The 227-nt window shown below is 68.3% G+C and carries 1 protein-coding gene; it reads left to right on the top strand.

Annotated elements, in window-relative coordinates; all coding sequences use genetic code 11:
* Positions 1-227 (top strand): hypothetical protein (locus G6N75_RS15535; protein ID WP_165346555.1); only part of this gene is annotated, 227 nt, incomplete at both ends.

The following is a 227-nucleotide window of genomic DNA, read 5'->3' as shown; positions in this document are numbered from 1 at the left end:
GGCTTCGGCTCAGGCTTCGGCTCAGGCTTCGGCTCAGGCTTCGGCTCAGGCTTCGGCTCAGGCTTCGGCTCAGGCTTCGGCTCAGGCTTCGGCTCGGGCTTCGGCTCAGGCTTCGGCTCGGGCTTCGGCTCAGGCCTCGGCTCAGGCTTCGGCTCAGGCTTCGGCTCAGGCTTCGGCTCAGGCTTCGGCTCAGGCTTCGGCTCAGGCTTCGGCTCAGGCTTCGGCTC

Origin of the sequence: Thioalkalivibrio sp. XN8 (assembly GCF_011058255.1) — a bacterium.
Lineage (GTDB): Bacteria > Pseudomonadota > Gammaproteobacteria > Steroidobacterales > XN24 > XN24.
This window is presented reverse-complemented; position numbering and strand designations above follow the sequence as displayed.